Raw genomic sequence first — 24,168 nt, 5'->3', positions numbered from 1 at the left:
GTGTTCCTGGGGCCGTCCGTCGCGTCGGCCCCGGAAGTGTCCTCATGCCGAGGTTCCTGCGCGAGAGGGGTGTGTCCGGCTCATGACCAAGATCAAGGTGGCGAACCCCGTCGTCGAGCTCGACGGCGACGAGATGGCCCGCATCATCTGGGGGTTCGTCAGGGACAGGCTGGTCCTGCCCCACCTCGATCTGGAGCTGGACTACTTCGACCTGGGCATCGAGCACCGCGACGCCACCAACGACCAGGTGACCGTCGACGCCGCCCACGCCGTCCGCCGGCACGGCGCCGGCGTCAAGTGCGCCACCATCACGCCGGACGAGGCGCGGGTCGAGGAGTTCGGCCTCAAGGCGATGTACCGCTCGCCCAACGGCACCATCCGCAACGTCCTGGGCGGCGTGATCTTCCGCGAGCCGGTCATGGTGGGCAATGTGCCGAGGCCGGTCCCCGGGTGGACCAGGCCGATCGTCGTGGGCCGCCACGCCTTCGGCGACCAGTACTGCGCGACGGACCTGAAGGTGCCGGGCGAGGGCACCCTCACCATGACCTTCACCCCGAAGGACGGCTCGGAGCCGGTCGAGCTGGAGGTCTTCGACTTCCCGGGCCCCGGCGTCGCGCTGTCGATGTACAACCTGGACGAGTCGATCCGTGACTTCGCGCGCGCTTCCCTCCGCTACGGGCTGGACCGTGGCTTCCCGGTCTACCTGTCCACCAAGAACACGGTCCTCAAGAAGTACGACGGCCGGTTCAAGGAGCTCTTCCAGGAGGTCTTCGACGCCGAGTTCCGGTCCGCCTTCGAGGGGGCGGGCCTGGTCTACGAGCACCGGCTGATCGACGACATGGTCGGCGCCGCGCTGAAAGGGGAGGGCGGCTACGTCTGGGCGTGCAAGAACTACGACGGTGACGTCCAGTCCGGCCTGGTCGCGCAGGGTTTCGGCTCGCGGGGCCTGATGACCTCGGTGCTGATGTCCCCCGACGGCCGTACGGCGCTGGCCGAGGCCGCGCACGGCACGGTCACCCGCCACTACCGCCGCCACCAGCAGGGACAGCCGACCTCGACCAACCCGGTCGCCTCCGTCTGTGCCTGGGCCCGGGGCCTGGCACACCGCGGGAAGCTGGACGGCACGCCGGAGGTCACCGGCTTCGCCCGGACGCTGGAGCAGGTCTGCGTGGAGACCGTGGAGAGCGGCAAGATGACCAAGGACCTGGCGCTCCTGGTCTCGAAGGACACGCCGTGGCTGACCACGGAGCAGTTCCTGGACGCCCTGGAGGAGGGCCTGCGCAGGAAGACGGCCGAGTAGGCCCGTCCTCTCCCCCGTGGGAGGACGGGCCGTGGGCTGCGTCAGAAATCGCGCAGCGCCGCCCAGGTCGCCGGGGTGACCACCCCGTCGCAGGGTGTCGTCCCGGTGGACCTCTGGTAGTCGACGACCTTGGCGTGCGTGTCGGCGCCGAAGACGCCGTCCACCTTCACGCGGTATCCGTGGAGCTTGAGCAGGCACTGCACCTCGGCGACCCGCTCGCCCGTGCCGCCCCGCACCGTGAGCGCGCTGCCCGTGTACCAGATCGTGCCGCAGTCGTAGGTGGTGGCGGCCGTGGCGGCCGCGGGAGCGACGGGCTTGGGTACGTTCACGATGGCCGGCTTCCTCCCGTTGGGGTGACGGGCGGCGCGGGGTGGACCGCGCCGCCCGGCTTGCACCGATGACTGTGATGCGCCACATCCCCAACTGCCAGACGGTCGCCGGGAATCGGGTCACCCTGGGACGTCCCACACCGTGACCTGCGGGGACGTACGGTCCCACGACGCCGTGGCGGGACGGCGGGGACCGGTCGCGCTGGCCGGAAGTCGCGGGCGCCGTGGACAGCCGGAGGTAACGGTGCCCGCGCGTGGCCATGATGTGCGGCAGAGGAGGCTCGTCGCCTCGGGGGAACATGACGCGTATGGGGTGGAACATGTCGCGTTGGAAGGAATTACCCGCCTCGTTGGACGACCGGGTGCGTCAGCTGGTCGTCCAGCTCAGGAAGCTCAAGGACCGCAGCGGGCTCAGCCTCGCCGCGTTGGCGGCCAAGACCTCCTACAGCCGCTCGTCGTGGGAGCGCTGTCTCAACGGCAAGCAGCTGCCGCCGCGCGACGCCGTCGAGCGGCTGGCGCAGGTGTGCGGGGGAGACGTCACCCGCCTGCTGGTGCTGCACGAGGTGGCGGCCGAGGCCTGGCCGGCGGAGGAGCCGGACGGGGCCCCGGAGCCGGAAGGGGGCCGTGGCCTGCGGCGCGGCTCCCGGCGGACCAGGCTGGTCGTCGGGGCGGTGTTCGTCCTGGTGGTGGCGCTGGCCGTGGGGCTGCTGGTCGCACGGCCGTGGCAGCACGACGACGGGGCGAAGGCCGGCGCGCCGCAGGGGAACACTCCGGCCCCCTTCGTCTTCGTGCTGGGCCGCTCGCGCCCGTGCGACGTGGCGCGCAAGGGCGGCGAACTGCGCGCCGGCTACAGCGCGACCCGCACCGTGCTGATGGACCTCAAGAGCACGGGCTGGGAGGTGCTGGAGGCCCAGTGCCTGCTGCGGTACCACGGTTTCGACCCCGGCATCACCGACGGCTCGTACGGCGAGAAGAGCAAGGACGCCGCCAAGCGCTTCCAGAAGGACCGCGGTCTGGTCGTCGACGGCATCGTCGGCCCGGACACCTGGCAGGAGCTGCGCCGGTGAGCGGTGAACACCCTGTTCCGCCCGAGTGCGTCCGGCTGGCCGCCGCCCTGCGCGAGGTACGCGACCGTACAGGGCTGAGCCTGGCCGCGCTCGGCGGGCGCACCCCGTTCAGCAAGTCGTCGTGGGAGCGCTATCTCAACGGCAAGAAGCTGGCGCCAAGGCAGGCCGTCGAGGCGCTGTGCGCCCTGGCGGACGAGCCGCCGGGGCGGCTGCTGGCGCTGTGGGAGCTGGCCGAACAGGCGTGGAGCCGCCGGGCCGCACCCGCCGAAGCGCCGGTCGGCCCGCCTGTCGGGGAGCCGCCCGGCCCGTGGCGGCCGTGGGTTCGCTCCCGGAGGGCGTGGCTGGTCTCCGGCGCCGTGCTGGCCGTGGCCGTGGCGGCCGCATTGTTGCTCCTCACCGGGGGCCGGCACGCCTCCGGCGGCAGCCGGCCCGGCGCCCTCGCGGCCTCCTCCCCGTACCCGCAGTCGTTCGAGCCCGGCTGCAAGGGCGAGGAGTGCGAGGGCGCGGACCCCGCGCAGATGGGGTGCGGCGCGGAGGGGATGGTCGTCACGCTGCTGAAGCGCAAGGCATCCGGCGGCCAGCGGGTGGAGATCCGCTACGGGGCCAAGTGCGGGGCCGTGTGGGTGCGCACGATGGGCCTGCACGTGGGCGACCGGGTCGAGCTGTCGCTCCCGGGCGCGGACACCAAGGAAGTGCGGGCGGCCGGCCAGCGGGACACGGAGGTCTATCTGTCGACGGCGATGACGGTGACCAAGGACCCCGCCAAGGCCCGGGTGTGCGTGCGGCCGGCGTCGGGCGCCGGGGTGGAGTGCTTCACTGCGCCGGCGCACGGGGAGAGCGTGTGACGGGAGGGCGTGTGACGAACGACTTTTGTGGGGCGCGGCGCATGGGTAGGAACCGGGTGGAGGAGAGCCGGCGGCCAGTCCTCCACCCCCGTGGGAGGACCGGCCGCCGCTCACCATCGATGATCATGACCGCGACAATCCGGATCAAGGTCGGCCGGGGCTCTGTGGCCCGGAAGTGACCATTCCGGTACTCGGTCCCCTTTCCGTACCAGTTGCCCGGATCGCGTCACCGAGCGGTGACGGACGGGAGCGCGGACGGTGGCCGGCCACGCCCGAGGGGCGTGCGCCCCAAGGGCTTGATCAACCCCGAATGCCACCATGCGCCGTCCCTCCGGGAACTGGCATGCCGGGTTGTGGCATCCCCTTGGGTAGCCGGAACCGAGGCTGTGGAAGGGCGGCGCAGCAGCACGGGGGAGACCACCGTACGCACCGGGGGACAGGGGGAGGGCAATGCCTCGTTGGAGGGCGCTACCGGAAGAACTCGACCCGCAGGTGCGCGAGTTCGCCGAACAGTTGCGCAGACTCGTCGAGCGCAGCGGGCTGGGCATCGCCGCCGTCGCGGACCGCACCGGATACAGCAAGACGTCGTGGGAGCGGTATCTGAACGGCCGTCTGCTGCCGCCGCGCGGCGCGGTGGAGGCGCTGGCGGAGGCGATCGGCACCGATGTGGGGCACCTGGTCACGCTGTGGGAGCTGGCCGAGCGGGCCTGGAGCCGCTCGGAGCTGCGGCACGACGTGACGATGGAGGCCGTGCGCGTCGCCGAGGCGAAGGCGGCGCTGGGGGAGTACGGCCCGCCGCCCGCGACGGCGGAGCGGGCGGAGCCCCCGGCGGCCGTCGCCGCCGCCGTCACCGCTGTGCGCGGCGAGGACGCCGGCCGCCCGGCCACCCCTGCGGGCGGGAGCGGCTCGGCCGACGTCCGGGCCAAGGCCATCCCGGTGCGGGGGCCCCGCAGCAGGCGCCCGGGCGGCCCCCGCCGCACCCGGCTGCTGTTCGTCGTCGGCGCGGTGGGCGCCCTCTTCGTCATCGCCGCGGCCGTGCTGCTGCTCGGCTCGGGTGACGACGGCAAGGTCGCCACCCCTGCCCCCGCATCCGTTTCGCCGAGCGCGGGCAGCCCGTCCGCGGCGCCCGCCGGGGTGAAGTGCGCAGGCAGCGCCTGCGCGGGCCAGGACCCCGAAACCATGGGGTGCGGGGGCAGCCATGCGACGACGGCCGGTTCCGCGACCGTGGGCACCTCCTACCTGGAGGTCCGCTACAGCAAGGTCTGCGGTGCCGCCTGGGCCCGGATCACCCAGGCGGCGGCCGGGGACACGCTGCGCATAAGTGCCGGGGGAGCCGGCGCCGCCGCGCAGAGCGGCCGGGTCGGGCAGGGTGCGGACGGGCACACGCGCATGATCGCCGTCGGCGCCCCGGAACAGGCCTCGGCGTGCGCCACGCTGACGTCCGGCCGCAAGGGCTGCACGGTGCCGCGCACGGCCTCGCCGGGGGAGGCTGCGACGGCGGGCTGAGCGGGGCGGGGCAAGTGGTGAGGCGTCCCACACCGGGTCGGCACTTCCCCGGGTGCGGGGTCGGATAGCCTGACGCCGGATCTCTTGACACCAAGAGAGGTCTTACACATGGGCAGGGACACCCACCTCAGTTCGCAGCAGGAGATCGCCATGACCCGCACTCCCGTCAATGTCACCGTTACCGGCGCGGCCGGTCAGATCGGCTACGCGCTGCTCTTCCGCATCGCCTCCGGTCACCTCCTCGGCGCGGACGTGCCGGTCAAGCTGCGGCTGCTGGAGATCCCGCAGGGCCTCAAGGCCGCCGAGGGCACCGCCATGGAGCTCGACGACTGCGCGTTCCCGCTGCTGCGCGGCATCGAGATCACCGACGACCCGAACGTGGCCTTCGACGGCGCCAACGTCGCGCTGCTGGTCGGCGCCCGCCCCCGCACCAAGGGCATGGAGCGCGGCGACCTGCTGGAGGCCAACGGCGGCATCTTCAAGCCGCAGGGCGCTGCCATCAACGCCCACGCCGCGGACGACATCAAGGTCCTGGTCGTGGGCAACCCGGCCAACACCAACGCCCTGATCGCCCAGGCCGCCGCCCCGGACGTGCCGGCCGAGCGCTTCACCGCGATGACCCGCCTGGACCACAACCGCGCGATCTCCCAGCTGGCGAAGAAGACCGGCACCCCGGTCTCCGAGATCCGCCGCCTGACGATCTGGGGCAACCACTCCGCCACCCAGTACCCGGATGTCTTCCACGCCGAGGTCGCCGGCAAGAACGCCGCCGAGGTCGTGAACGACGAGCAGTGGCTCGCCGACACCTTCATCCCGACCGTCGCCAAGCGCGGTGCGGCGATCATCGAGGCCCGCGGCGCCTCCTCGGCCGCCTCGGCCGCCAACGCCGCGATCGACCACGTGCACACCTGGGTCAACGGCACCGCCGAGGGCGACTGGACCTCGATGGGCATCCCCTCGGACGGCTCCTACGGCGTCCCGCAGGGCCTCATCTCGTCCTTCCCCGTCACCGTCAAGGACGGCAAGTACGAGATCGTCCAGGGCCTGGAGATCAACGACTTCTCCCGCACCCGCATCGACGCCTCCGTCAAGGAACTGGAGGAGGAGCGCGACGCGGTGCGCGCCCTCGGCCTGATCTGACGGATTTCTTTTCGAAGGCCTGCCATTCGACTCCGAACGGGGTCGGTGGTGGGCCTTCTGGCTTATTCTGAGGTCTTCCGAAAATACGTCAACTCATGTAATCAGCACGTGAGTTCGACGATCGGGGGACTGACGTGCATCGCACCACCCATCAGGACTCGCGCACCGAGGCCACACGGTTACTGTGCGCGGGGGCCTACCTCGACATAGAGTTCCGCCGCCGCGTCATCGAAGAGCTGGTGGAACACGAAGAAAGACCCATCGCGCCCTCGCTCGGCGTCGACGTCGTGCCGGTGCTCGCCCACGCGCTGCGCGCTCGCGGTCAGGACACGTTGACCGCGCTGATGCTGCTCGGCCTGTGGGCCTGCTTCATCGCCGTCGACGTCACCTCCTTGCCGGAGGGGGCGCCGCCGCTGCCCATCTGGTCGATCGGCTACGCGGTGGTGTCCTTGGCCCACTGGGGCGCCCAGGCCGCCGCGGGCCGCGGGTCGGCCGTCTACGTCGTCGACAAGCGCACCCTGCGGCAGGCCCTCGTGGGGCGCGGTTCGCTGCGTGCGCTGCTGCCCGTCGCGCCGCCGCTGCTGACGGTCGTCTACTGGGGCTTCGTCATCTACGCCCTCGTCGAGGGCGTGAAGGTCGGGGCCGCCATCATCTTCCCGCTGCTGCTGGCCCTCCCCGTGTGGAACCACCGGGCGCGCGTGGCCGCCGTGATGCGCGCCGAACTGGGCCGCAAGGCCTTCACCGAAGGCGACCGGGCGGTGCCGGAGACCCCGTACCACCGCCGGATCGCCGACTCCATCGACCGCGAGCAGTACGCGGGCCTGACGATCTACGACCCGTTCCGGCCGTTCATCGGCATGGGCCGCCCCTACGAGCCGTGGTCGTTCGCCCTGGAACTCAAGAAGTCCAAGGCGGCGCCGGCGGCGGGCAGCGAGGCGCCCTTCACCGGCCGGACGGTCGTGGAGCTCATCCGGCCCCGGCTGCAGGCGCTGCGCGAGGCCGCGGCCGCCACCAGCCGGGACCGGCTCAAGGACCTGGAGATCGACGAGTTCGTCTACCTGCCGCCCGGCCCGCGACGGCCCGACGTTGACTACGCCCAGTCCGTCGTCCTGCGCCACCTCGCCGAGTCCGTCGACGAAGGCGGCGAAGCGCGCCGCCACTTCCTGCGGATCAGGATCGGCGCATGGGACGAGCAGGTCGTCGTCACCGTGCTGGTCAGGGTGCACACCCAGGGCGGCATGCTGGTCCTGGAGGTCGTGCCGCACGTCCTGACGCCGATCCGGCCGGAGTACCGGGCGGTCGACGTGATCGCCTCGCGCGGCGAGGACGACCTGCTGCGCGACGGCATACGGGCGCTGCTGACCGGCCCCGCCGCCGGGTACGCGGCGGCCGTCTCCACCGTCCGCTCGGCGCTGTGCGGCTTCCGCACCTGGCTGGGCGACCCGCAGCACGCGGCGCCGGACGGCCCGGCCGCCTCGGTGCGCGAGCTCGCCGGAGCGCCGCACATCTCGCTGTTCCAGGAGATGGACATCAGCCGCTACGTGAAGACGGTCCAGGACCGGATCGCCAGCGGCGTGCGGGAGGCGCTGCACTCCCAGGGCTACGAGACCGACCAGTTCGAGCAGCAGATCGTGCAGATCAGCGAGGGCGGCGTCTACATCGGCTCGATGAGCGGCGGCGCCGTCGCCTCGGGCGCGGGCGCCGAGGCCAAGAGCAGCACCACAGGAGGCGGGGGACGATGACCGACGGACGGGAAAGACAGCGCGAGGGCGGCGGTGGCATCGTCATCGGCCGCATGACCGGCGGCGCGGCCGCCAGCGGCGAGGGCGCCAGGGCCGAGGACCGCTCGGAGCGCGTGTCCGGCCCCGCGCCCGCGCGCGCGGACGGCCCGGCGCGGGTGCCGGCCGGCGCGGCGCCGGGCGAGGGCGGGATCGCCATCGCGGAGATGGAGGGCGGCGCGGCCGCCGCGGGCCGGGACGCCGAAGCGGTGGACTCCTCGCGGCAGTTGATCGCCGCCACCCCCGAACTCCTCGCCGCCGTGCGGTCGCTGAGGCAGGAGACGGCCGTCGCGGTCCGGGCCCCGGGCGACGGCATCGCCGAGGTCGACGCGGAGCTCGGCGAGCTGGAGGAGGAGGCCTGGCAGTCCGGCAGCGTCCGGCGCGGGCGGCTGGCGAGGCTGCGCTCGCTGCTGACCGGCGGGGCCGCGGCGGCGGGCGCGCTGGCGTCGGCGGCGGAGGCCGCCGAGACGATCAGCCGGTTACTGGCGTGAGGCGGCGAGGCAGATGAGCCACTGGGACGCCGATCGCCAGCAATGGACGGTCGATCCGCAGCAGGACCCCCAGAGGGGCGGCGCGGAGCTCGCCGGTCCCTCGCGCACCACGGTCCTCACCGGGGCACTCGTCGGGATCGTGCTGGTGGGCGGCATCGGCCTCGGCATCTGGTCCCTGCTGCGCGACGACGGCAGCGGGAGTGACGACCACCACATGCCGCCCCCGGGCTACAGCGCACCGCCGTACTCGACGGGGACCGCCTATCCGACCTATGGATATCCAACCTATGGATATCCGACGTACGGGTATCCGACCTACGGCTACCCCACGTATCCCGCGTACCCCACGTACCCGGACAGCCTCACCGGAGGCTTCACCTACCCCATGCCGGCGCCCAGCGGAGGCTGACGGCAGGGGCCACGCCGAGTGACTCCCGTCACTCTTCGTGAAAAAAGAGGCATACGTTTCCGCCTTCCGGTTAGGGGCGCCCCGTTGCCGGTCCAGACAGGGCCGGCGCGGCACAGTTCGTAACCGGAAGGCAGTCAAGACATGTCGGCAGTCGAGACCATCCACGTCGACGGGGTGTGGCGTGCCGCCGCGTCCGGCGCTCAGCGGGAGGTGCTCGACCCCGCCGACGCCACGGTGCTGGCGGAGGTGTCCGAGGGCGGATCCGACGACACCGACGCGGCCGTCGCCGCGGCCCGCAGGGCGTTCGACGGCGGCGCGGGCCCCTGGCCGTGCACGCCCGTGGCCGAGCGCGCCGCGCTGCTGCGGCGCGTGGCGGACCTGCTGCAGCGCGACCGCGAGCCGCTCGCGCTGATCGAGAGCCGCGACACGGGCAAGACGCTGGAGGAGGGCCGGGTCGACGTCGACGACGTCACGAATGCCTTCCGCTACTTCGCGGACCAGATCCTGGCCGAGGGCGGCGGCCGCGTCGTCGACGCGGGCTCGCCGGACGTGCACAGCGTGGTCGTCCACGAGCCGGTCGGCGTCTGCGCCCTGATCACCCCGTGGAACTACCCGCTGCTCCAGGCCAGCTGGAAGATCGCCCCGGCGCTCGCCGCGGGCAACACCTTTGTCGTCAAGCCCAGCGAGGTCACCCCGCTGTCGACCGTCTACCTGATGCGGCTGCTGGGCGAGGCCGGGCTCCCGGCCGGCGTCGGCAACCTGGTGACGGGCGCGGGCGACCCGGTCGGCGCGCGCCTGACCGAGCACCCGGACGTGGACCTCGTCTCCTTCACCGGCGGCCTCGCCAGCGGCACCAAGGTGATGCAGGCCGCCGCGCCCAGCGTGAAGAAGGTCGCCCTCGAACTCGGCGGCAAGAACCCCAACGTCGTCTTCGCCGACGCCTGCGCCACCGAAGAGGACTTCGACACCGCCGTCGACCAGGCCCTCAACGCCGCCTTCATCCACAGCGGCCAGGTCTGCTCGGCCGGCTCCCGGCTGATCATCGAGGAGCCGGTGCGCGACCGGTTCGTCGCCGAACTCGCCCGCCGCGCCGAGCGCATCAAGCTCGGCCGCGGCACCGAGCCCGGCGTCGAGTGCGGTCCGCTGGTCTCCGCTCAGCAGCTCGTCAAGGTCGAGGCGTACGTGGCCTCGGCGCTCGCCGAGGGCGCGGCCCTGCGCTGCGGCGGCAAGCGGCCCGAGCCGAACGCGGTCCGCCCGGCGGACGGCTACTTCTACGCCCCCACCGTCCTGGACCTGTGCCACGGCGCGATGACGGTCGTCCGCGAGGAGACCTTCGGCCCGATCCTCACCGTCGAGACCTTCCACACCGAGGACGAGGCCGTGGCGCTGGCCAACGACACCGAGTACGGGCTCGCGGGCGCCGTGTGGACCAAGGACGCCGGGCGGGCGCGCCGGGTGGCCGGACGGCTTCGGCACGGCACCGTGTGGATCAACGACTACCACCCCTACCTGCCGCAGGCGGAGTGGGGCGGCTTCGGCAAGTCCGGGATCGGCCGCGAGCTGGGCCCCTCGGGCCTGGCCGAGTACCGCGAGGCCAAGCACGTCTACCAGAACCTCGACCCGAAGCCGGTGCGCTGGTTCGCCGGCTGATCGCGGCCCGCCAGCGAAGAACGTCCCCTGCCGCAGAAGGAGTTCACCCCATGCCCGTCTACGACTACGTTGTCATCGGCGGCGGAACCGCAGGCTCAGTCATCGCCTCCCGCCTCACCGAGGACCCGGACGTCACCGTCGCCGTCATCGAGGGCGGCCCCACCGACGTGGACCGCGAGGACGTCCTGACGCTGCGCCGCTGGCTGGGCCTGCTCGGCGGCGAGCTCGACTACGACTACCCGACCACCGAGCAGCCGCGCGGCAACTCCCACATCCGGCACAGCCGCGCCCGGGTGCTCGGCGGCTGCTCCTCGCACAACACCCTGATCTCCTTCAAGCCGCTGCCCGGCGACTGGGACGAGTGGGCCGAGGCGGGCGCCGAGGGCTGGGACGCGGCATCGATGGACCCGTACTTCGCCCGGCTGCGCAACAACATCGTCCCGGTGGACGAGAAGGACCGCAACGCCATCGCCCGCGACTTCGTCGAGGCCGCGCGGACGGCCGCGGACGTGCCGCGCGTCGAGGGCTTCAACAAGAAGCCCTTCCACGAGGGCGTCGGCTTCTTCGACCTCGCCTACCACCCCGAGAACAACAAGCGTTCCTCCGCCTCGGTGGCCTACCTCCACCCCTTCCTCGACCGCCCCAACCTCCACCTCATGCTGGAGACCTGGGCGTACAGACTGGAGCTGGACGGGCCCCGGGCCACGGGCGTGCACGTACGGACCAAGGACGGCGAGGAACTGCTCGTCGAGGCCCGGCGCGAGGTGCTGGTGTGCGCGGGCGCCGTGGACACGCCCCGGCTGCTGCTGCACTCCGGCATAGGCCCCAAGGCCGATCTGGAGGCGCTCGGCATACCCGTCGTCCTCGACCTGCCGGGCGTGGGCGAGAACCTGCTGGACCACCCCGAGTCCGTCATCGTCTGGGAGACGGACGGGCCGATCCCCGAGAACTCGGCGATGGACTCCGACGCGGGCCTCTTCGTCCGCCGCGATGAGGACAGCCGCGGCCCGGACCTGATGTTCCACTTCTACCAAATCCCCTTCACCGACAACCCCGAGCGGCTCGGCTACGAAAAGCCCGAGCACGGCGTGTCGATGACCCCCAACATCCCCAAGCCGCGCAGCCGTGGCCGGCTCCACCTCACCAGCGCCGACCCCTCCGTCAAGCCCGCCCTGGACTTCCGGTACTTCACGGACGAGGAGGACTACGACGCCCGCACCCTCGTCGACGGCATCCGCCTCGCCCGCGAGATCGCGAAGACGGAGCCGCTGGCGGGCTGGCTCAAGCGCGAGGTCTGCCCCGGCCCGGAGATCACCTCCGACGAGGAGATCAGCGAGTACGCGCGCAAGGTCGCGCACACCGTCTACCACCCGGCGGGCACCTGCCGCATGGGTGATCCCACCGATGAACTGGCCGTAGTGGACCCGCAGTTGCGCATTCGGGGGCTCAAGAGTATCCGTATCGCGGACGCGTCGGTGTTTCCGACGATGACGGCCGTGAACCCGATGATCGGCGTGCTGATGGTGGGGGAGAAGTGCGCCGAACTGTTGGCCGAGGCCGCGACCCTAGGGGGTGAGGCATAAAAATGCCCACTGTCGATAAGAACGACGAGACTCCCGTTTTCTCCGTCCGCAACCTGTGGAAGGTCTTCGGCCCGAAGGCCGACCGCGTGCCGGGCAGCGAGCTGGCCGGCCTCTCCGCCGCGGAACTGCGCGAGCGGACCGGCTGCACGGCCGCCGTGCGCGACGTCTCCTTCGACGTCCGGCCCGGCGAGTGCTTCGTGGTCATGGGCCTGTCCGGCTCCGGCAAGTCCACGCTCGTCCGCTGCCTGACCCGGCTCATCGAGCCCACCGCCGGCACCATCGCCATCGACGGCGAGGATGTGTGCGGCATGGGCAAGGGCGCCCTGCGCGATCTGCGCAGGCACCGCGCCGCCATGGTCTTCCAGCACTTCGGGCTGCTGCCGCACCGCACCGTCCTGGACAACGTCGCCTACGGCCTGGAGATCCAGGGCATGGGCAAGGGCGAACGCCGCGCCAAGGCCGCCGAAATGGTGGAGAAGGTGGGCCTGACCGGCATGGAGGAGCGCCGTCCGGCCCAGCTCTCCGGCGGTCAGCAGCAGCGCGTCGGCCTGGCCCGCGCCCTGGCCGCCGACCCCGAAGTGCTCCTCTTCGACGAGCCGTTCAGCGCCCTCGACCCGCTCATCCGCCGCGACATGCAGGAAGAGGTCGTCCGGCTCAACCGCGACGAGGGCCGCACGATGGTCTTCATCACCCACGACCTCAGCGAGGCGCTGCGCATCGGCGACCGCATCGCGCTGATGCGCGACGGCCGCATCGTGCAGTGCGGCACCCCCGAGGAGATCGTCGGCTCCCCGGCCGACGACTACGTCCGCGACTTCGTCCGCGACGTGCCGCGCGAGCAGGTTCTGACCGTGCGCCGCGCCATGCGGCCCGCCCGCGCCGGCGAGGCGGACGCCGGCCCCGCCCTCGACCCCGCCAGCACCGTCGCCGACGCCATCGAGGCCGTCGCCCGTACCGGCGGCTCGGCCCGCGTCGTGGACCAGGGACGCTGCGTCGGCGTCGTCGACTCCAAGTGCCTCCTGGGCATCGTCGCGGGCCTGGACCGCGACGGCCCCGCCGACGGGGTCCGCACCGTCGAGAAGGCAGCCGCATGAGTTCCAGTACCACCAGCCCCGCCAGCTCGACCGTGGCCCTGCCGAAGACCGGCATCACCGTGCCCGTCGCGGCCCGCAAGCTGATGCTGCTCGTCGCCCTGACCGCCGTGGCGGCGCCCCTCGCCGCCGCGCGCTGGGGCAGCGGCAGCTGGCCGGAGGCCCTCACGGTCTCCCTCAAGGGCCCGCTGACCACGGCCAACAACTGGATCATCGACAACCGCGACAGCCACTGGGTCTTCCTGTACTTCTTCGGGCACATCAGCAACGCCATCATCTCGGCGGTGCGCGGTGTGTACGTGGTGCTGCTCGCCCTGGGCTGGGCGGGCGTGACGGCCGGTGCCTCGCTGCTCGCCTGGCGCCTGGCCGGCGTACGGGCGGCGGTCACCGCGCTCGCCTCGTTCGCCGTGTGCGGCGCGCTCGGCATGTGGGTGCCGACCATGCGCACCCTCGCGCTGATGATCGTCGCGGTGGCGGCGTCCGTGGCGGTGGGCGCGCTGCTGGGCCTGGCGGCCGGGCTGTCGGACCGGACCTTCCGGGTGCTGCGGCCCGTCCTGGACACGATGCAGGCGCTGCCCGCCTTCGCCTATCTGCTGCCGGTCGTGCTCGTCTTCGGCATCGGCGTGGCCCCGGCGGTGCTGGCCACGGTCGTCTACGCGGCCCCGCCCATGGCCCGGCTCACCGCGCTCGGACTGCGCGGCACCGACAAGGGCGTCCTGGAAGCCGTGGACTCCCTCGGCGCCACCGCCCGCCAGCGACTGCTGACCGCACGGCTGCCGATGGCCCGGCGCGAACTGCTGCTGGGCGTCAACCAGAGCATCATGATGGCCCTGTCGATGGCCGTCATCGCCTCGGTCATCGGCGCCGACGGCCTGGGCGACCGCGTCTACCAGGCCCTGTCGACGGTGGACGTGGGCGCAGCCCTGACAGCGGGCATCCCGATCGTCCTGCTGGCGATAGTCCTGGACCGCACGACATCGGGCCGCGGCCCCCGGTTGTGGGCAGGCGTTCCGCAGGCTGGGGGCACCCCCGGCCGGAGGCTGGGGGAGGGTGGGCACAACCGACCGCGCAGCCGCACCCGAACGGCAACCACGTGGGCGGTAGCTGCCGCCGCGGTCGTGGCCCTGGGCCGCCTGGCCGGCACCTCCTGGCCGGACGGCTGGACCGTGGCCATCGCCGCGCCCGTCAACCACGCCAAGGACTGGATGGTCGACCACCTCTACAGCGGCATCCCCGGCATCGGCGGCTCCGCCGACTGGGCCGCCCACTACACGGGATGGATCCTCGACCCCCTCCGCAACGGCCTGCAGGCACTGCCCTGGTGGGGCACGATCGTGATCGTCGCCGCCCTCGCCTGGCTCATCGGCACCTGGCGCACCACCCTGACCGCCGTCCTCTCGCTCGCCGCGATCGGCGTGCTGGGCCGCTGGGACCCGGCCATGGACACCCTCTCCCAGGTCCTGGCCGCCGTCGCCGTCACCCTCGTGCTGGGCTTCGCCGTGGCCGTCGCCGCGGCCCGCAGCCCGCGCGTGGACCGGCTGCTGCGGCCCGTCCTGGACGTCTTCCAGACGATGCCGCAGTTCGTCTACCTGATCCCCGTCGTCGCGCTCTTCGGCGTCGGCCGCGCCCCCGCGGCTGCCGCGGCGGTCGTCTACGCGCTGCCCGCGGTCGTCCGGATCGTCAGCCAGGGCCTGCGCCGGGTGAACCCGGGCGCGCTGGAGTCCGCCCGCTCACTGGGCGCCACCGGCGGCCAGCAGCTGCGGCAGGTCCAGTTCCCGCTCGCCAGGCCCGAGTTGCTGCTGGCCGTCAACCAGGCCGTGGTGCTGGTGCTGTCCGTCGTCATCATCGGCGCCCTGGTCGGCGGCGGTGCGCTCGGATACGAGGTCGTCTTCGGCCTCGCCCAGGGAGACCTGGCCACCGGCCTGGTGGCGGGCACGGCGATCGCCTGTCTGGGACTGATGCTCGACCGGGTGACCCAGCCGGTGAAGGCGAAGGCGAAGGAGGCCTGAGATGGCACGCAGAAAACTGATCACCACCGTGGCCGTCACCGGCCTGCTGGCCGCCGCGGCCACCGGCTGCGGCGCGGCCGACATGACCAAGCAGGCCTCGCCCTACGCCAACGCGGCGGGCGCCAAGACCGTCACCCTCTCCGTGCAGTCCTGGGTGGGCGCCCGCGCCAACGCGGCCGTCGCCCAGTACTTGCTGGAGCACCAACTGGGCTACCGCGTGGACACCGTGCAGGTCGACGAGGTCCCCGCCTGGGACGCGCTCAGCCAGGGCCGCGTGGACGCCATCCTCGAGGACTGGGGCCACCCGGACCAGGAGAAGCGCTACGTCCACGACAAGAAGACGGTCACCGACGCCGGCCCGCTCGGGGTCACCGGCCACATCGGCTGGTGGGTCCCCAAGTACTTCGCCGACGCCCACCCGGACGTCCTCGACTGGAAGAACCTCAACAAGTATGCGGCGCAGCTGCACACCCCCGAGAGCGGCGGCAAGGGCCAGCTCCTGGACGGCTCCCCGTCCTACGTCACCAACGACAAGGCGCTGGTGAGCAACCTCAAGCTCGACTACCAGGTCGTCTTCGCCGGTTCCGAGGCCGCCCAGATCACCCAGATCAAGCAGTTCGCCAAGGACAAGAAGCCGTTCCTCAGCTACTGGTACGAGCCCCAGTGGCTCTTCAACGAGGTGCCGCTGGTGGAGGTGAGGCTCCCCGAGCACACCCAGGCCTGCGACGACAAGGGCACCAAGGACCCGTCGACCGTCGACTGCGCCTATCCGACGACCCCGCTCAAGAAGTTCCTCAACACCGGCTTCGCCGACAAGGGAGGCAAGGCGGCCCGGTTCCTGGAGAAGTTCCACTGGACCAAGGCCGACCAGAACGAGGTCTCCCAGATGATCGCCGAGGACAAGCTGTCCGCGGACGAGGCGGCGAAGCGGTGGGTGCAGCGCCACCCCGACGAGTGGAAGGCGTGGATGCCGTAACCAGGCCTTAGGACAGGTGGCCCACGGGCGTCCGCAGCGTCACGTTGATGCGGTTCCACACGTTGATGACGGAGATGAGCGGGATCAGCCGGGCCAGCTCCGCCTCGGTGAAGTGGGCGGCCGCGCGCTTGTAGACGGCGTCGGGCACGAAGCCGTCGGTGAGGACGGTGACGGCCTCGGTGAGGGCGAGGGCGGCCTGCTCCTTCGGCGTGTAGACGTCGCCCGCCTCCTCCCAGGCGTTGAGCAGGTAGATACGCTCCTCGCTCTCGCCCGCCTTGCGGGCGTCCTTGACGTGCATGTCGATGCAGAACGCACAGTGGTTGAGCTGCGAGGCGCGGATCAGCACCAGCTCGATCAGCGCCGGGTCGAGGCCCTTCTTCGACGCCTGGCTGAGCTTGATGATCGCCTCGTAGACGTCGGGAGCGTGCTTGAGGAAGCTGCCGCGGGGACCGTGCGCGTGGCCGGTGGACTCGGTGTTCATGGGGTGAGCCTAAGCGCCCGGTAGCCCACCGGTATGGTCCATTTCCATGCCGGAAAAGCGGGCCACTTCCCGGGCCGTCCCAGGGGTCGACCTCCACCTCGACCTGCGTACCGGCCCGTGCGGGCGGCGCGCCACCCTCGTCCGCGCCCTGCGCGAGGCCGTCCGCTCAGGACGGCTCGCCCCCGGCACCCGGCTGCCCTCCTCCCGCGCTCTCGCCGCCGACCTCGGCCTGGCCCGCAACACCGTCGCCGACGCCTACGGCGAGCTCGTCGCCGAGGGCTGGCTCACCGCCCTCCAGGGCTCCGGCACGCGCGTGGCCCGCCGCGCCGCGCCCCGCCCGCCCGCGCCCCGCCCGGCCCCCGCCCCGGATGCCGCCCGTCCCGCCCACGACCTGCGCCCCGGCGCCGGCGACGTCTCCACCTTCCCGCGCGCCGGCTGGCTCTCCGCCGCCCGCCGCGCCCTGGCCGCGGCCCCGCACGAGGCGTTCGGCTACGGCGACGGGCGAGGCCGCCCCGAGCTGCGGGAGGCCCTCGCCGACTACCTCGCCCGCGCCCGCGGGGTGCGCACCGACCCTGGGCGGATCGTGGTGTGCGCGGGCTTCATCCAGGGCCTCGCACTGCTGGGCCGGGCCCTGCGGCGGCGCGGCGTGCGCGAGCTGGGCATGGAGTCGTACGGCCTCTGGTACCACCGCGACACCGTCGAACGGTCCGGCCTGCGCTCGGTGCCGCTGACCGTCGACGGGCTCGGCGCGGACGTCGGGCAGCTGGAGGGGCTCAAGACCGTCAAGGGCGTGCTGCTCACCCCCGCCCACCAGTTCCCCACCGGCGCCCCGCTGCACCCCGCCCGCCGGGCCGCGGTCGTCGACTGGGCCGCCCGCACGGGCGGTGTGATCGTGGAGGACGACTACGACGGCGAACTGCGCTACGACCGCCAGCCCGTGGGCGCCCTCCAAGGGCTGGCCCCCGACCTCGTCGTCTACTGCGGCACCGTCAGCAAGTCGCTCGCGCCCGGCCTGCGGCTGGCGTGGCTGGTGCTGCCGGAGGACCTCGTCGCGGACGTACGGGCGGTGAAGGCCACGGGGGAATGGACCTCGGGCGCCCTCGACCAGCTCACCCTCGCCGAGTTCATCACCGGCGGCGGCTACGACCGGCACGTACGCTCCGTGCGCCTGCACTACCGGCGCCGCCGCGACCAGCTCGTCGCCGCCCTCGCCGAGCACGCCCCCCACATCCGCGTCACCGGCATCGCCGCCGGGCTGCACGCCGTCCTCGAACTGCCGCCGGGCACCGAGGAGGCCACCCTCCGGGCCGCCGACCGGCAGGGCCTCGCCCTGGAGGGCCTGGCCCCCTTCCGCCACCCGGCCGCATCCGGCCCGGCCGCCCCCGACGGCCTGATCGTCAACTACGGCTCCCCGCCCGCGCACGCCTTCTCCGGCGCCCTCGACTCGCTGCTGCGGGTGCTGCCGCCCGCACCCGCGGACACGCCCTAGATCCGGTCCAGCCGCCACAGCCGCCAGATGCCCGTGCCGTCCGACAGGTACTGCGTGCCGGAGATCGACGACTTGCTCAGCACGTAGTCCTTCTTCTGCCACAGCGGCACCATCGGCACGTCCTCCGCGACGATCTTCTGGATGCTGCGGAAGTCCTCGGTGACCCGGCTGCGCTGGTCGTTCTGCTGCGTGGCGCGGATGAGGCGCTCGATGCGCGGGTCGGAGTAGCCGGAGTGCAGGGCGTTGCCGTTGCCCACCAGGGGCGTGGTGAAGGTGTCCGGGTCGGGGAAGTCCGCCACCCAGCTGACGCAGTACGCGTCGTACGCACCCTTGGCGTAGCCCTCCTGGAACTCCTGCCAGCCCACCCGGCGGGTGGTGATCCTGAACAGGCCCGTCGCCTCCAGCTGCTTCTTCAGCAGCGCCGCCTCCTCGTCCGTGGCCGCGCCCTGCGAGTAGGCGATGCCGAAGCGGACGGGCAGGGGGATGCCGGCCTGCTCCAGCAGGCGCCGCGCGCGCTCGGGATCCGGCTGCGGGTAGGCGTCGTAGAAGGAGGTGGTGTGGCCGGTGAGGCCCAGCGGGATGAGGGAGTAGAGGGGTTCGACCGTGCGCAGGTGCACGTCGCGGGCGATCGCCTCGCGGTCGACGACGGCCGCCACCGCCTGCCGTACGGCCGTCTCCTTCAGCGGGGAGCCGTCGCGCACGTTGAAGACCAGGGAGCGCGTGTTGGCCGCGGTGGTCTCGCTGACCCTGACGCCGGAGTCCGAGGGCGAGAGCTTCGCCAGGTCGGCCGGCGGCATCGAGCGCGCCGCCACGTCCACCGAGCGCTGCCGCCACGCCTCGCCCAGCCGGTCGGGGTCCGCGTAGTAACGGACCGTCACCGCCCCGCCGACGTCCTTGACCGCGCCCTCGTAGCGGTCGTTGGGCTCGAGCTCGGCCAGCGCGCCCGGCCGGTAGTCCTTGAGCGTGTACGGACCCGAGCCGTCCGCGTCGTGGCCGGTGCGCAGCCGGTCCGCCGGGTAGCGCTCGCTGTCCACGATCGAACCGGCGCCGGTGGCTATCTTGAACGGGAACGTCGCATCCGGCACCCGCAGCCGGAACGTCACCTCGTCCTCGCCGGACACCTCCACCTTCGCCAGCGTCTCCAGCAGCGGCGCCGGGCCCTGCTGCGAGTGGATCCGGGTGATCCGGTCGAAGGAGAACTTCACGTCCTTCGCCGTCAGCGCATGCCCGTTGCCGAACTTCAGCCCCGGGCGCAGGGTGCACACGTACGTCCGTAACCCCTCGCCCCGGAAGCCGCAGCGCCGCGCCGCGTCCGGCACCGGCGTGCTGGAGCCGGGGGTGAAGGTCAGCAGGGACTGGTAGACGTTGCCGTACAGCGCCCAGGAGCCCGCGTCGTAGGCGCCCGCCGGGTCGAGCGCAGTGACCGTGTCCGTCGTGCCGACCTCGATCGGCTCCCGGTCATCCCCGGAGGTCAGCCGGCAGCCGCCGGCCCCCGCCGCGAGCACCGCCAGACACACCGCACCCGCCACACCCGCACGTACCCGGACCCCACGCATCCCCGTGCCCCTCCCGCCCAGTGATGCGCATCACCGTAAACACGCGAACGCGCGTACGTCCCGGAAATCGGCCAAGTGATCGCGGGAGAAATGACCGAACTCGCCTATGAGGTACGCCGCAACGCCCGAACGCCACGCAACCCGATCAAGCCGACGCCCGTCCCCAGAAGAAACGAGGTGATCGCGAGCAGCAGGTGCACCCAGAAGTACGCGGTCGGGTCACCCGCGTCGTCAAAGGCGAGCCCACTGCCGTCCTTCCATAGATTCTTGACGAAAGTGACCCAAATGACCCAGCTCCAGACGCCGAACGCGAGCAGGAACCAGGACACGGGGCGCGAGAGGGTCGCGGCGGCCGGAGGGGTTGGAGGGGTCGCTTCCCCGGAAGAATTCACCATGGGTTTCAGTATGCGTTCGGGGTCCGGGACTGGTCCTATCGGGTCCTCGCGGTCCGCCCGCCGTGAGGCGCCCTCCTCCGGGCAGGGGGGTGGCGGTACGTTCACCTCCGTGCCGACGACGACATCACACTTCACCCGGTACTCCGCGACGCGCCGCCGGGGCGCGGCGGCGCTGCTGGCCGGCGCCTCGCTGCTGCTGCCCCTCGCCACGGCCGCCCCCGCCCTCGCTGCGCCCGCACCCGGCCCGGCCGCTTCGAAGAGCCCGGGCGCCGACGCCAAGGGCAAGCCCCCGATCCAGCCGCCCGCCCACATGTCCACCGTGGGCGGCGAGCTGCTGGGCAAGCCCGGCACCCAGGTGCAGCTCGGCCCCGGCGCCCCCGACCTGCCCAAGGAGCTCAGCGGCAACTCCTGGATCGTGGCCGACGCCGAGTCCGGCGACGTGCTGGCGGCGCACAACGCCCACTGGAAACTGCCCCCCGCCTCCACGCTGAAGATGCTCTTCGCCGACACCGTGCTGCCGAAGTTCCCCAAGGACAAGGAGCACAAGGTGGCCCCCGCCGACCTGGAGGGCATGGGCGAGGGCAGCAGCCAGGTCGGCATCAAGGAGGGCTCGACCTACAGCGTCCACGACATGTGGCTGGGCGTCTTCCTCAAGTCCGGCAACGACGCGGTGCACGTGCTCTCCGCCATGAACGGCGGCGCCTCACAGACAGTCCAGGACATGCAGGCCCACGCCGATGCGCTCCAGGCCCGCGACACCCACGTCATCACCCCCGACGGCTACGACGCGGAGGGCCAAGTGTCCAGCGCCTACGACCTCACCCTCTTCGCCCGCTCCGGCCTGCAGAAGGCGGATTTCCGCGAGTACTGCGCGACCGCCACCGCCCAGTTCCCGGCCGAGGAGAAGAAGGGCAAGAAGCGCGAGACCTTCGCCATCCAGAACACCAACCGGCTGCTCACCGGCCAGGGCGTGCCCGCCTACAAGGGCATGGCGGGCGTCAAGAACGGCTTCACCACCAACGCCGGGAACACCTTCACCGGCGTCGCCCAGCACGACGGGCGCAAGCTGCTGGTCACCGTCATGAACCCGCAGAGCAACGAGGGCTACGACGTCTACAAGGAGTCCGCCCGCCTGCTGGACTGGGGCTTCGAGGCGGCGGGCCACGTCAAGCCGGTCGGCGTGCTCGTCCCGCCGGAGGGCGGCACCGACAAGCCCGGCGCCGACGGCGGCCAGGGCGGCGGCGCGGGTGCCCAGGCGTCGGCTGCCGGCGGCGGTGACGACGGGATGTGGACGGCGGTCGGGATCACGGCCGGGGCGCTGGTGGCGCTGGCCGCCGCGGGCTTCGTGGTGCACCGCCGTCACCCTTTGCCGGAGCTGGTGCGGCGTCGCCCGAAGGAGTGAGCTCGTCGTCGCGGTGCCGCGTGGCCGTCCACGCGGCACAGTAGAGCAGCAGCTTGGTCATGAAGTTGATCCACAGCAGCAGCGCCACGGGCGTGCCGAACGCCCCGTACATGCTCTTGGCCGCGACGCCCCGCAGATAGCCGCTCATCACGAGCTTGAGCGCTTCGAAGCCGACCGCGCCCATCAGCGCCGCGACCAGCAGCCGGCGGCGCGGCGGCAGCACGCCGGGCAGCCGGGACAGTACGTAGAGCATCAGCAGGAAGTCGGCCAGCACGGCGGCGCAGAACCCCGCCGCCGCCAGCAGCACGCCCCCGGCGCCGCCCTGCGGGATGCCCATCTCCTTGGCGGCCCAGTCCACCGCGGCCGAAGCGAACGCCGAGCAGCCGGCCGACAGCACCGCGACCGCGCCCAGGCCCACCAGCACGGCGGCGTCCTTCAACCGCAGCAGTATGGGGTTGCCCGGGCTCTCCTCCAGCCCCCACACCGCCCTCAGGCACTCCCGCAGCGACCCCACCCAGCTCACGCCGGTGAGCAGCAGCAGGGCGCCGGCCACCAGGGAGATCGTCCCCGCGTTGTCCACCAGCGCGCTCAGGTTCAGGCCGGCGGCGATCCCGGGCACCTGTTCGGCCATCCGGTGCTCCAGCTCCCGGGTCTGGCTGTCGCTGAGCACGGACGCGGCGACGGCCGCGCCCAGCGTGAGCAGCGGGAAGAGCGCGAGGAAGCTGGTGAAGGTGATCGCGGCGGCGAGCCGCGTCCACTTCACACGATCGAGGGTCTCGTAGGAGCGCCAAGCGTGCGTGCGCATGCCGCGGGCCACGGCGGGGCCGATCAGCGGCAGGCGGGTGAGCCAGTCCATGGCCCTACGACTACCCCATATTCCGAGGTTGAGGGGGCCGGGGCCGGGGTCGCGCGGTTACTGGAGGGGACCTGAAAGGGGGAGGGACACCCCGCCCTGCCGCGGCAGGGCGGCCGGCTGCGCGGTCACGTCCGGCCCGCTCCCAAAGGGAAAGTCGCGCTCGAGGCGCCAGATACCGTCCTCTCCCTGCTCGTACAGCGCGAAGCCGTCGATGGTCCAGGACGCCTCGTACCCGGCGAGCTCCTCGAAGGCCCGGTCCATCGCCTCCTCGGCGATGCCGTGCGCCACCGTCACGTGCGGGTGGTAGGGGAACTGCAGCTCCCGGGCCACCGGTCCCGAGGCGTCCCGCACCCGCTTCTGCAGCCAGGCGCAGGAGGCCGCGCCCTCGACCACGTTCACGAAGACGACGGGGGACAGCGGCCGGAACGTGCCCGTACCCGAGAGCCGCATCTCGAAGGGCTGCCCCTGCGCCGCCACCTCGGCCAGGTGGGCCTCGATCGCGGGCAGCGAGGACGACTCCACCTCGGTCGGCGGCAGCAGGGTGACGTGCGTGGGAATCCCGTGTGCGTGCGGGTCGCCGAAGTCCTCACGGCGCTTCTGGAGGAAGCTGCCGTACGGCTCCGGGACCGCGATCGAAACGCCGAGCGTTACGGTCCCCACTGCGTTCTCCCTCCTGTGCGCCTGTACGTCCCCGTGGTCAGTGTGGCGGCTGGGCCGCGTCCGCTGCCAGGTGCCCTGGTCCCCGGCCCGCGGGACCAAGGGCCCGCGCGCCGGGAAGACTGCCCGAACGGCTCAGTGCTTCGCGGGCAGGAAGCCCACCTTCTCGTAGGCCCGGGCCAGCGTCTCCGCGGCGACGGCACGGGCCTTCTCCGCGCCCTTGGCCAGGACCGAGTCCAGCGTCTCGGGGTCGTCCAGGTACTCCTGGGTGCGGGCGCGGAACGGTGTGACCCACTCCACCATCACCTCGGCGAGGTCGGTCTTGAGCGCACCGTAGCCCTTGCCCTCGTACTTCTGCTCAAGTTCCGCGATTGTGGTGCCGGTGAGCGTGGAGTAGATGGTCAGCAGATTGCTGACGCCGGGCTTCTTCTCGGCGTCGAAGCGGATCACCGTGTCGGTGTCGGTGACCGCGCTCTTGATCTTCTTCGCGGAGACCTTGGGGTCGTCCAGCAGGTTGATCAGACCCTTGGCCGTGGCCGCCGACTTGCTCATCTTGGCGGACGGGTCCTGCAGGTCGTAGATCTTCGCCGTCTCGCGGACGATGTGCGCGGCCGGCATGCGGAAGGTCTGGCCGAAGCGGCCGTTGAAGCGCTCGGCGAGGTCGCGGGTCAGCTCGATGTGCTGGCGCTGGTCCTCGCCCACCGGCACGGCGTCGGCCTGGTAGAGCAGGATGTCGGCCACCTGCAGGACCGGGTAGGTGAACAGGCCGACGGTGGTGCCCTCGGCGCCCTGCTTGGCGGACTTGTCCTTGAACTGCGTCATGCGGGAGGCCTCGCCGAAGCCGGTGAGGCAGTTCATCACCCAGGCGAGCTGCGCGTGCTCGGGCACGTGGCTCTGGATGAACAGCGTGCAGCGGTCCGGGTCCAGGCCCGCGGCCAGCAGCTGCGCGGCGGCGATGCGGGTGTTCGCCCGCAGCTCCTTCGGGTCCTGCGGGACCGTGATCGCGTGCAGGTCGACGACCATGTAGAAGGCGTCGTGGGTCTCCTGCAGGGCCACGTACTGACGGACGGCACCGAGGTAGTTCCCGAGGTGGAACGAGCCTGCGGTGGGCTGGATACCGGAGAGAGCGCGCGGACGATCAAGGGCCATGCACACATT

The 24,168-nt window shown here is 72.2% G+C and carries 22 protein-coding genes; 15 read left to right on the top strand and 7 right to left on the bottom strand.

Features of this window, described 5'->3' with window-relative positions:
• The first annotated feature begins 82 nt into the window (after positions 1–82).
• Positions 83–1,300, top strand: coding sequence for an NADP-dependent isocitrate dehydrogenase (locus tag FHS39_RS03865; RefSeq protein WP_184346292.1), 1,218 nt, complete (start codon positions 83–85; stop codon positions 1,298–1,300).
• Positions 1,301–1,341: 41 nt separating this feature from the next.
• On the opposite strand, the gene FHS39_RS25795 is transcribed toward FHS39_RS03865, so the two are convergent.
• Positions 1,342–1,629 (bottom strand): peptidoglycan-binding protein, encoded by a 288-nt coding sequence (locus FHS39_RS25795; RefSeq protein WP_184346291.1) that lies wholly within the window; start codon positions 1,627–1,629, stop codon positions 1,342–1,344.
• Between the two features lie 320 nt (positions 1,630–1,949).
• Here FHS39_RS25795 and FHS39_RS03855 point away from each other — a divergent pair, with 320 nt between their 5' ends.
• From FHS39_RS03855 to FHS39_RS03800, 12 genes are all read left to right on the top strand, one after another.
• A complete protein-coding gene (locus FHS39_RS03855) occupies positions 1,950–2,696 on the top strand; it encodes a helix-turn-helix domain-containing protein (RefSeq protein ID WP_184346290.1) in 747 nt (248 codons plus the stop codon).
• Positions 2,693–3,541, top strand: coding sequence for a helix-turn-helix domain-containing protein (locus FHS39_RS03850; protein WP_184346289.1), 849 nt, complete (start codon positions 2,693–2,695; stop codon positions 3,539–3,541). Before FHS39_RS03855 ends, FHS39_RS03850 begins: the two co-directional genes overlap by 4 nt.
• Positions 3,542–3,991: 450 nt before the next feature.
• The gene (locus FHS39_RS03845) at positions 3,992–5,047 is read left to right on the top strand and encodes a helix-turn-helix domain-containing protein (RefSeq protein WP_184346288.1); all 1,056 of its coding nucleotides are present in this window, start codon (positions 3,992–3,994) and stop codon (positions 5,045–5,047) included.
• A 150-nt stretch (positions 5,048–5,197) separates the two neighbouring features.
• Positions 5,198–6,187 (top strand): malate dehydrogenase, encoded by a 990-nt coding sequence (locus FHS39_RS03840; RefSeq protein WP_184346287.1) that lies wholly within the window; start codon positions 5,198–5,200, stop codon positions 6,185–6,187.
• A gap of 134 nt (positions 6,188–6,321) precedes the next feature.
• Positions 6,322–7,929: a hypothetical protein gene (locus FHS39_RS03835; protein WP_246469792.1), complete on the top strand. Its 1,608-nt coding sequence runs from the start codon at positions 6,322–6,324 to the stop codon at positions 7,927–7,929.
• The gene (locus FHS39_RS03830) at positions 7,926–8,456 is read left to right on the top strand and encodes a hypothetical protein (RefSeq protein WP_184346286.1); all 531 of its coding nucleotides are present in this window, start codon (positions 7,926–7,928) and stop codon (positions 8,454–8,456) included. Before FHS39_RS03835 ends, FHS39_RS03830 begins: the two co-directional genes overlap by 4 nt.
• A 13-nt stretch (positions 8,457–8,469) precedes the next feature.
• Entirely contained in the window at positions 8,470–8,865 is a 396-nt protein-coding gene (locus FHS39_RS03825) for a hypothetical protein (protein ID WP_184346285.1), read from the top strand.
• Positions 8,866–9,006: 141 nt separating this feature from the next.
• The gene (locus FHS39_RS03820) at positions 9,007–10,515 is read left to right on the top strand and encodes an aldehyde dehydrogenase family protein (protein ID WP_184346284.1); all 1,509 of its coding nucleotides are present in this window, start codon (positions 9,007–9,009) and stop codon (positions 10,513–10,515) included.
• A gap of 50 nt (positions 10,516–10,565) precedes the next feature.
• Entirely contained in the window at positions 10,566–12,098 is a 1,533-nt protein-coding gene (locus FHS39_RS03815) for a GMC family oxidoreductase (RefSeq protein WP_184346283.1), read from the top strand.
• 2 nt (positions 12,099–12,100) lie between these two features.
• On the top strand, positions 12,101–13,192 hold the full coding sequence (locus FHS39_RS03810; protein ID WP_184346282.1) for a quaternary amine ABC transporter ATP-binding protein: 1,092 nt from the start codon (positions 12,101–12,103) through the stop codon (positions 13,190–13,192).
• Positions 13,189–15,198, top strand: a complete 2,010-nt coding sequence (locus FHS39_RS03805; RefSeq protein WP_184346281.1) for an ABC transporter permease — start codon at positions 13,189–13,191, stop codon at positions 15,196–15,198. The genes FHS39_RS03810 and FHS39_RS03805 overlap by 4 nt, the downstream gene beginning before the upstream one ends.
• A gap of 1 nt (position 15,199) precedes the next feature.
• On the top strand, positions 15,200–16,174 hold the full coding sequence (locus tag FHS39_RS03800) for an ABC transporter substrate-binding protein (protein ID WP_184346280.1): 975 nt from the start codon (positions 15,200–15,202) through the stop codon (positions 16,172–16,174).
• A gap of 7 nt (positions 16,175–16,181) precedes the next feature.
• On the opposite strand, the gene FHS39_RS03795 is transcribed toward FHS39_RS03800, so the two are convergent.
• Positions 16,182–16,655: a carboxymuconolactone decarboxylase family protein gene (locus FHS39_RS03795; RefSeq protein WP_184346279.1), complete on the bottom strand. Its 474-nt coding sequence runs from the start codon at positions 16,653–16,655 to the stop codon at positions 16,182–16,184.
• Between the two features lie 46 nt (positions 16,656–16,701).
• On the opposite strand from FHS39_RS03795, the gene pdxR reads away from it, so the two are divergent.
• On the top strand, positions 16,702–18,144 hold the full coding sequence (pdxR, locus tag FHS39_RS03790; protein ID WP_184346278.1) for a MocR-like pyridoxine biosynthesis transcription factor PdxR: 1,443 nt from the start codon (positions 16,702–16,704) through the stop codon (positions 18,142–18,144).
• On the opposite strand, the gene FHS39_RS03785 is transcribed toward pdxR, so the two are convergent.
• Complete coding sequence (locus tag FHS39_RS03785; protein ID WP_184346277.1) at positions 18,141–19,700, bottom strand: ABC transporter substrate-binding protein; 1,560 nt, start codon at positions 19,698–19,700, stop codon at positions 18,141–18,143. The two genes, pdxR and FHS39_RS03785, sit on opposite strands and share 4 nt — an antisense overlap.
• 104 nt (positions 19,701–19,804) lie before the next feature.
• Entirely contained in the window at positions 19,805–20,095 is a 291-nt protein-coding gene (locus FHS39_RS25260; protein ID WP_246469789.1) for an SCO4848 family membrane protein, read from the bottom strand.
• A 10-nt stretch (positions 20,096–20,105) separates the two neighbouring features.
• On the opposite strand from FHS39_RS25260, the gene FHS39_RS03780 reads away from it, so the two are divergent.
• Positions 20,106–21,497 (top strand): D-alanyl-D-alanine carboxypeptidase family protein, encoded by a 1,392-nt coding sequence (locus tag FHS39_RS03780; protein ID WP_425507735.1) that lies wholly within the window; start codon positions 20,106–20,108, stop codon positions 21,495–21,497.
• On the opposite strand, the gene FHS39_RS03775 is transcribed toward FHS39_RS03780, so the two are convergent.
• From FHS39_RS03775 to trpS, 3 genes are all read right to left on the bottom strand, one after another.
• A complete protein-coding gene (locus tag FHS39_RS03775; protein ID WP_184346275.1) occupies positions 21,400–22,353 on the bottom strand; it encodes a YihY/virulence factor BrkB family protein in 954 nt (317 codons plus the stop codon). The two genes, FHS39_RS03780 and FHS39_RS03775, sit on opposite strands and share 98 nt — an antisense overlap.
• Before the next feature lie 57 nt (positions 22,354–22,410).
• Positions 22,411–23,013: a 2'-5' RNA ligase family protein gene (locus FHS39_RS03770; RefSeq protein ID WP_184346274.1), complete on the bottom strand. Its 603-nt coding sequence runs from the start codon at positions 23,011–23,013 to the stop codon at positions 22,411–22,413.
• 132 nt (positions 23,014–23,145) lie between these two features.
• On the bottom strand, positions 23,146–24,159 hold the full coding sequence (gene trpS / locus FHS39_RS03765; protein ID WP_184346273.1) for a tryptophan--tRNA ligase: 1,014 nt from the start codon (positions 24,157–24,159) through the stop codon (positions 23,146–23,148).
• Positions 24,160–24,168 lie beyond the last annotated feature (9 nt).

The organism is Streptomyces olivoverticillatus (assembly GCF_014203555.1).
Taxonomy (GTDB): Bacteria; Actinomycetota; Actinomycetes; order Streptomycetales; family Streptomycetaceae; genus Streptomyces; species Streptomyces olivoverticillatus.
The sequence above is the reverse complement of the archived record's forward strand: the minus strand, read 5'-3'. Positions and strand labels throughout refer to the sequence as shown.